Raw genomic sequence first — 9,766 nt, forward strand, 5'->3', positions numbered from 1 at the left:
GACGGTCAGCTTGCCGAACCGACCGTGATGAAGCTGGCGCTGATGCTTGCATTGGCGGCGGCACCCCCGCAACCGGCGCGCATCTGTCTGACCGATCCGGAGGCGCAGGCGATGGTGCTGGTCGCGATGCCCGATATCCTGCGCGAGACCGGCCGGCTCTGCGCCGCGCGATTGCCCGAGGCCAGCCCGTTTCGCCGTGCGGACGGCGCGCTTATCGGCCGCTACCAGTCGACGGCAGACCAGGCATGGCCGGCGGCCCGTGCGGCGATCGTTAAGCTCAGCGATCCGGCGGCCGATATCCTCCTCCAGTCCGATTATGCCCGGCCGTTGCTGACGTCGATCATCGTGCCGCTGATCGTCGGGCGGATCGCGGTTCGGGACTGCACGACGATCGACCGGCTGGTGACCAATCTGGCACCCCTGCCGCCGCGCAACATCGCGGGCATCGTCATAACGACGCTGCAATATCTGAAGCGCCAGAAGGCCGGCGGCAAGGCGGCGGACGTTCCCGACCTGCCGCTTTGCAACGAGGATGGACGATGACCGATACGATCCTCCCTGCCGAACTGGTCGATGCGGCGCAGCGCGTCGTGGAGCGCAACCAGGCGCTCGGCCGACGCGTCGCGGTCGCGGAAAGCTGCACCGGCGGCCTCGTCGCGGCGGCGCTGACCGAGATACCGGGGTCGTCCGACGTACTGGAGGCCGGCTTCGTCACCTATTCGAACGACGCGAAGATCGGGTTGCTGAAAGTCAGCCCGGATGTAATCGAGACGTTCGGGGCCGTATCGATCGCGGTCGCATGGAGCATGGCGCAGGCGGCACTGAAGGTGACCGACGCGGACGTCGCGGTCGCCATCACCGGGGTCGCCGGACCGGGCGGCGGGACGGTCAAGAAACCCGTCGGCACCGTCGTCTTCGCCCGCGCCGAGCGGGGGGCGGACCCGAGCGACATCCATGCCGACCGGCGCGACTTCGGGGATCTCGGGCGCGGCGGCATCCGGCTTCAGGCGGCGCTCTGCGCGCTCGAACTGCTGTTGCCCGTCGACCCCGCGCCGTAGAGAACGTGCGCGCGTTCCTCGAACGCGCCGATCATCCGGCGCAGCGCGACGCCGAAGACCTGTCCGGCCAGCATTTCGAACACCCTGTTCTTGAACGCGAAATCGACGCTGAAATCGACCGCGCATCCCGCCGGATCGGGCCGGAACCGCCATTCGTTGCGCAGATATTTCAGCGGGCCGTCGATATAGTCGACCATGATCTCGCTCGGGCGAACCTTGCGGACCTGCGAGGTGAACGTCTCGCGCAGGCCCTTGAAGCCGACGATCATGTCGGCGACCGTTGCCGTCTCGCTGTCCTGGCGCACGCGCATCGCCGCAACCCAGGGCAGGAATTCGGCATAGCGTCCGACGTCGGCCACCATGTCGAACATCTGTTCGGGGGTGTAGGGCAGGATCCGTGTCTCGGCGTGCTTGGGCATGTCAGCCGCGTACCACCTCCAGCTTCGCCTCGCGTGCCGCGCGCAGCCGGGCGAAATCGTCGCCGGCATGATAGCTCGACCGGGTCAGCGGCGACGCGGCGACCAGCAGGAAGCCCTTGGCCCGCGCCACGCCGGCATAGGCGTCGAACGCCTTGGGCGTCACGAACTCTGCGACCTTCGCATGGCGCGGGGTGGGTTGCAGATATTGCCCCATGGTCAGGAAATCGATGTCGGCGGAACGCATGTCGTCCATCACCTGATGGACCTCCAGTCGCTCCTCGCCCAGGCCCGTCATCACCCCGGACTTGGTGAAGATCGACGGATCGTGCCGCTTCACGCTCTCCAGCAGCCGCAGCGAGGCGTAATAGCGCGCGCCCGGCCGGATCGTCGGATAGAGCCGCGGCACCGTTTCCAGATTGTGGTTGTAGACGTCAGGACCGGCCTCGACGATCCGTTCCACCGCGGCTTGCGCCTTGTTGCGGAAATCGGGGGTCAGGATCTCGATCGTGGTGCGCGGCGTGGTCCGTCGAAGCGCCTCGATCACCTTCACGAACTGCGACGCGCCGCCATCGGGCAGGTCGTCGCGGTCGACCGAGGTGATGACGATATGCTCCAGCCCCAACTCCGCCGCGGCATCCGCGGTATGCTGCGGCTCGAGGAGATCGACAGCGCGCGGCATCCCGGTCTTCACGTTGCAGAAGGCGCAGGCGCGCGTGCAAGTATCGCCCAGGATCATCACCGTCGCATGCTTCTTCGTCCAGCATTCGCCGATGTTCGGACAGGCCGCTTCCTCGCACACGGTGTTCAGGTTCAGCCGGCGCATCATCGCCTTGGTCTCGGCGAACCCTACCGAGGTCGGCGCCTTGACGCGGATCCAGTCGGGCTTGCGGGCGCGACCCAATGGCGCGGCGAGGGATGTCATCTCGTTCATGTCGGCCAGATAGCGACTGCCACCACGCGAAACAACGCGCTATGGCGCCGCGGATGACGAGCTTTACCGACCTGATCGACGGCTATCGCCGTTTCCGCGACACCGACTGGCAACGCGAGCGCGAACGCTGGGCCGAACTCAGCCAGGGCCAGTCCCCCAAGGTCATGGTCATCGCCTGCTCGGACAGCCGCGTCGACCCCACGCAGATCTTCGACGCGTCGCCCGGCGAGATGTTCGTCGTGCGCAACGTCGCCAACCTCGTGCCGCCGTTCGAGGCGGACAGCGGGCGCCACGGCGTCTCCGCCGCGCTCGAATTCGCGGTGACGCAGCTGGAAGTGCCCGAGATATTGGTGATGGGTCACGGCAGCTGCGGCGGGGTCGCCGCCGCACTGTCGCGCCGCTTCGCCGACGCGACGCCCGGTGCCGGCGGATTCATCGGCCACTGGGTCGACATGCTCGACGCCGCGCGCGACCGCATCGTCGCGGAGCATGGCGACGGCCCCGGCGCGATCCGCGCGCTGGAACTGGAGACCGTCCGCGTCTCGATCGAGAACCTGCGCAGCTTCCCCTTCGTCCGCGAGCGCGAAGTGGCGGGGACGCTCAAACTGCGCGGCGCGTATTTCGCGATCGCCGATGGGGTGCTGCATGTCATGGGCGACGACGGGGCGTTCGGGCCGGCGTAGCGGATGGACCGTCGCTCCCGTACCGAGCGTAATGAGGCGGCACGGCAGCGAATCGGATCGGATCGCCGAACATTTCGTTTGAGCGCGCTGGCGGACCTGCGCGCGACCATACCTGACCTTCGGAAGTGGACGAAGTGGACGCCACGTACCCATCGGAATCGCCCCGTGCAAATCGAAACGCGTTTTGGAAGTCGCTGCGCGGATGGACGGGCATCGTCGGCATCCGCCGGGAGTGGCACGGAAAATCCAACATTACGAGGGGAGGCGATTGGCTGGGTCAGCAATCCGAGCCCTCCTCGGTTTCGCCTCTTGGAGACATTGGGAAAAGGGTAAAACGCCTTAACTCCTCCAATCTACTAATTACTACTCCAGTCTTGACAAGAGTAGCATGTAAGGTGTAGTGAGTCTTCAACGATGGAGGCAGCTATGAAATTTACCGCTATTGATATTGATTTCGACATTTACAAGTTGATCGAGAATGAACGGCGAGGTTTCGAGGAACTTCCGTTTGTTGCCCTAAGGCGGCTGCTGAAAATGCCAGAGCCTGACAAGAAGGAGAATCAGCAATCGGCGACTGCCGAGGACGGTCGTCCATGGCGTATGGGACGAGTCGAAATTCCACACGGCTCCCTGGCCCGAATGGAATATGACCGTGGGAGACAAATATACGAAGGTCAGTTTCTGAACGGGAAGCTCGTAGTTAATGGACATGAATTTCCCACCCTTTCTTCCGCTGCGAGAGCGCTAGCAAAGACGAAAAACGGTCAGCCGCCTAATTTGAACGGGTGGAATTATTGGCAAGCCAGGTTTCCGGGTGAGACGGAATGGCGTAGCCTGGACGAAATGCGGCAGAGACGGTTCTGACAGTCAGATTGGACCCGGCGTAGGTAGCGAACGACCAACTCCGGCTGGATCACACCAGCGGTATTCATGCGGATAGGGAAGCATGGGGTCGAATGTCCGATTTTACCACAAACGGTGATTAGCCTACTACTTCAACGCCTCCCGCGCCACCGTCTCAACCGCCGGATCGAGCGGCGGCGGGTCCATCGGCACCGCTTCTTCCAGCCGGTCGGCGATCCACGTCAGCGCGGCGATCCGGGCGGCTTTCTTGTCGTCGCCGTCGATCACGTGCCAGGGCGCTATTCCCGTATCGGTCCGCGCGAACATCTCGTGCATCGCTTCGAGGTAGGCCGGGCGCTTGTCGCGGTTGCGATAGTCGTCGAGGCCGGTCTTCCACCGCTTCCATGGGTTGATCAGCCGGGCGCGCAGGCGCTTGTCCTGTTCCTCGCGGCTCACATGCACGAACAGCTTGAGGACAGTCGTGCCGCCCTCGACCAGCTTCGCCTCGAATGCGTTGATCTCGCCATAGCCGCGATCCCATTCCTCCGGGGTCGCGAATGTTTCGACCCGTTCGACCAGCACGCGGCCGTACCAGCTGCGGTCGAACACCGCGATGTCGCCGGCGCGCGGCAGGCGGCGGCGGAAGCGCCAGAGGAAGCCGTGCTTCTTCTCCTCGTCGCTGGGCGCGGCGATCGGCCAGACTTCGTAGTTGCGCGGATCCCAGCGCGCGGTGAGGCGCTGGATGATTCCGCCCTTCCCCGCCGCGTCCCAGCCCTCGAACATCACGACGGCGGAACGGCCGTGGACGATGTGGGCGACCTGGATGTGCTTCAGGCGGATCTGCAGCGCCTGCAGGTCGTGGCGGTAATGGCCCTTGTACTTGCGACCGCGTTCGTAGGTGGTGAGGTCGATGGTCATGGGAGGAGGGTAGCGAACTCCCTCTCCCTTTGGGAGAGGGAGTTTATCCCGCATCCTTCAGCCCATCCGCGGTCACGCGGATGTTGAGTTCCTTCAGCTGCTTCGCGCTCACCGGCCCCGGCGCGCCCATCATCAGGTCCTCGGCCTTCTGGTTCATCGGGAACAGCACAACCTCGCGGATGTTCGGTTCGCCGGCCAGCAGCATGACCATGCGGTCGATGCCCGGGGCGGAGCCGCCATGCGGCGGGGCACCGCATTTGAACGCGTTGATCATGCCCGCGAAATTCGTGTCGACGTCGTCGCGGGTATAGCCCGCGATCTCGAACGCCTTGTACATGATGTCCGGCCGGTGGTTCCGGATCGCGCCCGACGACAGCTCGATGCCGTTGCAGACGATGTCGTACTGGTACGCCAGGATATCGAGCGGATCCCTGGTCTCCAGCGCCTCCAGCTCGCCCTGCGGCATGCTGAAGGGGTTGTGGCTGAAATCGACCTTCTTCGCGTCCTCGTCATATTCGAACATCGGGAAATCGACGATCCAGCAGAATTCGAAGCGGTTCTGGTCGATCAGGCCGAGTTGTTCGCCGACGCGCGTGCGCGCCGCGCCCGCCAGCCTGGTCGCCTGGCCTTCCTTGCCCGCGGCGAAGAATACGCCGTCGTCGGCGCCGAGCCCGAGCGCGTCGGCAATCGCGGCCATGCCCGCCTCGCCGTGATTCTTGGCGATCGGGCCGCCCCATTCGCCGCCCTTGCGCGTGGCATAGCCCAGGCCCGCAAAACCTTCGCCCTGTGCCCAGGCGTTCATGTCGTCGAAGAACTTGCGGCTCTTCTCCGCGGTCGCGGGGGCGGGGATTGCGCGGACGATGTCGCCGCCCTCGACGATCGAGGCGAACCGGCCGAAGCCCGAGCCGCGGAAGTGATCGCTGACGTCGGTGATGAGGATCGGGTTGCGCAGGTCGGGCTTGTCGTTGCCGTATTTCAGCATCGATTCGCGGTAGGGGATGCGGCGGAACGGCAGTGCGGAGACCTGGCGCCCCTTCCCCTGCCAGTCGGCGAATTCCTCGAACACGCCGTGGAGCACGGGCTCGATCGCGGCGAAGACGTCGTCCTGGGTGACGAAGCTCATCTCGAAATCGAGCTGGTAGAATTCGCCTGGGGACCGGTCGGCACGCGCATCCTCGTCGCGGAAGCAGGGCGCGATCTGGAAATAGCGGTCGAAGCCCGCGACCATCAGCAGCTGCTTGAACATCTGCGGTGCCTGGGGGAGCGCGTAGAACTTGCCGGGATGGACGCGGCTGGGGACGAGATAGTCGCGCGCGCCCTCGGGCGACGAGGCGGTCAGGATCGGGGTCTGGAATTCCGTAAAGCCCTGCCCGTTCATGCGGCTCCGCAGCGACGTGATGACGTTCGAGCGCAGCATGATGTTCGCGTGCAGCCGCTCGCGCCGCAGGTCGAGGAAGCGGTAGCGCAGGCGGATATCCTCGGGGTATTCGGCCTCGCCCGCGACCGGCATCGGCAATTCGCCGGCGGCGGACTGGACCACCGCCGCGGTCGCGCGCACCTCGATGCCGCCGGTCGCCAGGTTCGGATTCACCGCGTCCGCGGCGCGTGCGGTGACGGTGCCGGTGATCGTCACGACACTCTCGTTCTTCAGCTTCTCGATCACCGCAAAGGCGGGGCCGGACACGTCGGTCACGATCTGGGTGATGCCGTAATGGTCGCGCAGGTCGATGAAGACGAGGTCGCCATGATCGCGCTTCTTGTGGACCCAGCCCGACACGCGGACCTCCTGGCCGACATCGGCGGGGCGGAGGGCGGCGCAGTTATGAGTGCGGTAGGCGTGCATCTGTTCTTCTTTCTTCGTCGCCCCGGCTTCGAGCCGGGGTCCCGCTTTCCCGCATCCGTCGATAAGAAGCGGGACCCCGGCTCAAGGCCGGGGGACGGGACCTGGATGGTGCGCGCCCTCCCCCGTGCCACCCCTCTTTGTCAAGGCGCGCAACCCTCGCTATGGACCGCCCGATGCATATCCACCCCCTGATCACCGACAGCGAAACGCTCGCCGCGCTGTGCACCCGTCTCGCCAAGGCCGACTTCGTGACGGTCGATACCGAGTTCATGCGCGAAAGCACCTTCTACCCCGAGCTCTGCCTGATCCAGATCGCCGACACCAACGAGGCGGCGGCGATCGATCCGATGGCGAAGGGGATCGATCTCGGCCCGCTATTGTCGCTGCTGGTCGACAACGAGGACGTGCTGAAGGTCTTCCACGCGGGCGGCCAGGATATCGAGATAGTCTACAATCTGACCGGCAAGACGCCGCATCCGCTGTTCGACACGCAGGTCGCGGCGATGGCGCTGGGGCAAGGCGAGCAGATCGGCTATTCGAACCTCGTCGACAGCTGGCTGGGCATCGTCGTCGATAAGGGCGCGCGCTTCACCGACTGGAGCCGTCGCCCGCTCGACGCGCGGCAGATCGAATATGCGATCGGCGACGTCACGCATCTGTCGATCAACTTCCCCAAGATGCTGGAACGGCTGCGCAAGACCGGCCGCGGCGACTGGCTGGACCAGGAGATGGAGCGGCTCGCCGATCCGTCCAACTATGCCAACGACCCCGAGGAGGCGTGGAAGCGCGTCCGCGTCGCGGGGCGCAAGCCCGACGTCCTCGGCCGCCTGCGCGCACTGGCGAAGTGGCGCGAGATCGAGGCGCAGGGCAAGGACCTGCCGCGCGGCCGCATCGTCAAGGACGAGACGCTGGCCGACATGGCGGGCCATCCGCCGCGCAAGCAGGCCGACCTGGCGAAGGTCCGCGGGCTGTCCGCGAGCTGGGCGACCAACGATATCGGCATGCGGCTGATGGCGGCGCTGGACGGCGCCGAGCCGATGACCGCGGACGAATTGCCGCCGCGCGACGATCGCAAGCCGGGGCTCGGCAAGGACGGATCGCTGGTCGCCGACCTGCTGAAGCTGCTGCTCAAGATCCGGTCGCGCGACATCGACGTCGCGTCGAAGCTGCTGGCGCGCAGCGACGAGCTGGAGGCGCTGGCGGCCGGGGTGCGCGCGGGGCTGCCGATGCTGGAGGGCTGGCGGTTCGACCAGTTCGGGCGCGATGCAGTCGACCTGGTGGAAGGGCGGCTTGGTTTCGCGGTCAAGGGGGGGAAGCTGAAGATGACCCGGACGGAGGCGGATTAAGTACCGACCCCCACGTCATCCCGGGCTTGTCCCGGGATCCAGAGCCCGGAGCGCAACGCCCGTGGCCCTGGATACCGGGACGAACCCGGCATGACGGGAGCGATCAATCCATCGCAATCTTAGCCTTCAACGTCCGTTTCGCCGCAAGCGCCGCGTGCCGCCGCTCGACCGCCTCGCCGTACAGATCGCGATCCTCCGGCGCGACGTGGAGTATCAGCGAAGTTCCGGTGTCGGTGATGCGCGTACGCTGCAACGGCCCCGCCAGCCCGCCGCTCAGCCGCTGGCCCAGCCGGATCGCCAACCCCCACGCAACCGCCGCCTGCAATTCTTCCGCGGTCGCCAGCAGCGCGAGCGGCTCAGGTGCGATCGGCCCGCCACCGAGCCCGGTGAACAACGCCTGCGCAACCATCGCCCGCCCGCTCGCCTCGATCGCGACCCAGTTGCCGTGAAGCGCGATCTCGACGCCGCGTTCGGCGCGAAATTCGGGATTCGCGCGCCAGCCGACATCCGCGAGCAGGCACGCGACATGGCGGAGCCGCGCGAGGGCGGGCGGCTCGTGCGCGAATAGCGGCGCGATCCAGCGGTCGAGCAGGTCGCCATGTTCGGGAAAGCGGCCGAGCAGCCGCCCCTCCTCGCGGGCTGCCACGATCAGCGGATCGAGCGCGCGGGTCGGCGCGTCGAGCATTTCGAACAGCAAGCCCTCGCGCAGGCCGAACGCGGAGACGATCGTCGAGGTCGCGCCGAGTTCGCGTAGCAGGACCGCCAGCAGCGCGGCCGCATCCGACAAGGTGCCGGCTCGTCCTGACGATAAACCGCCGATGATCCGGAGCCGCGGCTTGCGCAGGTGCGCGATCGTCCGGCCAAGCCGCGCGATCGTCGCGACCGGCATCGGATATTGGTGAATTACCGGCAATGGATAGCCGGTCAGGTTCATGTCGAGCTGTGCCAGCGCCCGCCATGATCCGCCGACCAGATAGAGCGGCAGCCCGGCACCCCGATGGGTCCAGCCGGCGTCGCGAATCATCCGCGTGACCATCCGTTCGAACACCTTGCCGCGCCGCGCCCGGACGGCAGCGATGCGAAGCACGCCCAGCGGGAAGGACACGCGGTCCTCGATCCGGCCGGCACGAACGCGGACCAGTTCCAGGCTGCCGCCACCGAGGTCGCCGACGATGCCGTCCGCATCGGGGATCGCGGACAGCACCCCCTCGCCCGCGCCCCGCGCCTCCTGTTCCCCCGACAGGATCTCGACGTCGAGCCCAAGCGCGGTCGCGGCAGCGATCAGCTCGCCGCCATTCGCCGCGTCGCGCACCGCGGCGGTTGCGATGGTCCGCAGCGTCGCCACTTCCATCTCCCGCGCGACCGCCGCGAAGCGCGCGAGCGCGGTTCGCGCCGCCGCCAGTGCGGATCGGTCGATCGACCCCGTCGCGGCCAGCCCGCGCCCAAGTCCGGCCATGACCTTTTCGTTGAACAGGATCGCCGGGATCCGCGCCGGACCCCGATAGACGACGAGGCGGATCGAATTGGATCCGATGTCGATGATCGCGGTGCGGGGGTCCGGCCCGTCGACCGTCGCCGACGCCGTGTTCGCGTGCGATTTGCGGAACAGCAGCGCCGCGACGCTCAACGGCGTCGCCTGAGCGACAGCGTCGGCACCGCTTCCGATTCGCCGTGTGACGCGCCGCGGCCCGACAGCGACGGGTTGGTCATGAAATAGCGATGCAG

10 protein-coding genes are annotated in these 9,766 nt (G+C 66.5%); 5 read left to right on the forward strand and 5 right to left on the reverse strand.

Translation table 11 applies throughout. The annotated features are described in order from the left end of the window. The first annotated feature begins 42 nt into the window (after nucleotides 1–42). Together ACFE7D_RS12940 and ACFE7D_RS12945 are read left to right on the forward strand one after the other, a co-directional pair. The gene (locus ACFE7D_RS12940; protein WP_375395837.1) at nucleotides 43–543 is read left to right on the forward strand and encodes a hypothetical protein; all 501 of its coding nucleotides are present in this window, start codon (nucleotides 43–45) and stop codon (nucleotides 541–543) included. Continuing rightward, nucleotides 540–1,058 (forward strand): CinA family protein, encoded by a 519-nt coding sequence (locus ACFE7D_RS12945; RefSeq protein ID WP_375395829.1) that lies wholly within the window; start codon nucleotides 540–542, stop codon nucleotides 1,056–1,058. Before ACFE7D_RS12940 ends, ACFE7D_RS12945 begins: the two co-directional genes overlap by 4 nt. On the opposite strand, the gene ACFE7D_RS12950 is transcribed toward ACFE7D_RS12945, so the two are convergent. Continuing rightward, complete coding sequence (locus ACFE7D_RS12950; RefSeq protein ID WP_375395830.1) at nucleotides 1,004–1,477, reverse strand: type II toxin-antitoxin system RatA family toxin; 474 nt, start codon at nucleotides 1,475–1,477, stop codon at nucleotides 1,004–1,006. The genes ACFE7D_RS12945 and ACFE7D_RS12950 overlap by 55 nt on opposite strands. Before the next feature lies 1 nt (nucleotide 1,478). Then, nucleotides 1,479–2,408, reverse strand: a complete 930-nt coding sequence (gene lipA, locus ACFE7D_RS12955) for a lipoyl synthase (RefSeq protein ID WP_375395831.1) — start codon at nucleotides 2,406–2,408, stop codon at nucleotides 1,479–1,481. A 53-nt stretch (nucleotides 2,409–2,461) separates the two neighbouring features. Between lipA and ACFE7D_RS12960 the strand changes: the two genes are divergently transcribed. Continuing rightward, nucleotides 2,462–3,091, forward strand: a complete 630-nt coding sequence (locus ACFE7D_RS12960) for a carbonic anhydrase (RefSeq protein WP_375395832.1) — start codon at nucleotides 2,462–2,464, stop codon at nucleotides 3,089–3,091. 426 nt (nucleotides 3,092–3,517) lie between these two features. Then, the gene (locus ACFE7D_RS12965; RefSeq protein ID WP_375395833.1) at nucleotides 3,518–3,955 is read left to right on the forward strand and encodes a hypothetical protein; all 438 of its coding nucleotides are present in this window, start codon (nucleotides 3,518–3,520) and stop codon (nucleotides 3,953–3,955) included. Between the two features lie 126 nt (nucleotides 3,956–4,081). On the opposite strand, the gene ACFE7D_RS12970 is transcribed toward ACFE7D_RS12965, so the two are convergent. Together ACFE7D_RS12970 and aspS are read right to left on the reverse strand one after the other, a co-directional pair. Continuing rightward, entirely contained in the window at nucleotides 4,082–4,852 is a 771-nt protein-coding gene (locus tag ACFE7D_RS12970) for a polyphosphate kinase 2 family protein (RefSeq protein WP_375395834.1), read from the reverse strand. 43 nt (nucleotides 4,853–4,895) lie between these two features. After that, a complete protein-coding gene (gene aspS, locus ACFE7D_RS12975) occupies nucleotides 4,896–6,695 on the reverse strand; it encodes an aspartate--tRNA ligase (protein WP_375395835.1) in 1,800 nt (599 codons plus the stop codon). Between the two features lie 173 nt (nucleotides 6,696–6,868). On the opposite strand from aspS, the gene rnd reads away from it, so the two are divergent. Further along, entirely contained in the window at nucleotides 6,869–8,041 is a 1,173-nt protein-coding gene (rnd, locus tag ACFE7D_RS12980) for a ribonuclease D (protein ID WP_375395836.1), read from the forward strand. A gap of 103 nt (nucleotides 8,042–8,144) precedes the next feature. On the opposite strand, the gene ACFE7D_RS12985 is transcribed toward rnd, so the two are convergent. Further along, complete coding sequence (locus ACFE7D_RS12985) at nucleotides 8,145–9,653, reverse strand: Ppx/GppA family phosphatase (protein WP_375395838.1); 1,509 nt, start codon at nucleotides 9,651–9,653, stop codon at nucleotides 8,145–8,147. Between the last annotated feature and the right edge of the window lie 113 nt (nucleotides 9,654–9,766).

The sequence above is a fragment of the uncultured Sphingomonas sp. genome (assembly GCF_964244235.1).
GTDB lineage: Bacteria > Pseudomonadota > Alphaproteobacteria > Sphingomonadales > Sphingomonadaceae > Sphingomonas.

Bases quoted from the DNA above. Each gene is read 5' to 3' on its own strand.
- ACFE7D_RS12940 (WP_375395837.1), top strand. From the start codon at position 43: ATGCTTGCATTGGCGGCGGCACCCCCGCAACCGGCGCGCATCTGTCTG.
- ACFE7D_RS12945 (WP_375395829.1), top strand. From the start codon at position 540: ATGACCGATACGATCCTCCCTGCCGAACTGGTCGATGCGGCGCAGCGC.
- ACFE7D_RS12950 (WP_375395830.1), bottom strand. From the start codon at position 1,477: ATGCCCAAGCACGCCGAGACACGGATCCTGCCCTACACCCCCGAACAG.
- lipA (WP_375395831.1), bottom strand. From the start codon at position 2,408: ATGAACGAGATGACATCCCTCGCCGCGCCATTGGGTCGCGCCCGCAAG.
- ACFE7D_RS12960 (WP_375395832.1), top strand. From the start codon at position 2,462: ATGACGAGCTTTACCGACCTGATCGACGGCTATCGCCGTTTCCGCGAC.
- ACFE7D_RS12965 (WP_375395833.1), top strand. From the start codon at position 3,518: ATGAAATTTACCGCTATTGATATTGATTTCGACATTTACAAGTTGATC.
- ACFE7D_RS12970 (WP_375395834.1), bottom strand. From the start codon at position 4,852: ATGACCATCGACCTCACCACCTACGAACGCGGTCGCAAGTACAAGGGC.
- aspS (WP_375395835.1), bottom strand. From the start codon at position 6,695: ATGCACGCCTACCGCACTCATAACTGCGCCGCCCTCCGCCCCGCCGAT.
- rnd (WP_375395836.1), top strand. From the start codon at position 6,869: ATGCATATCCACCCCCTGATCACCGACAGCGAAACGCTCGCCGCGCTG.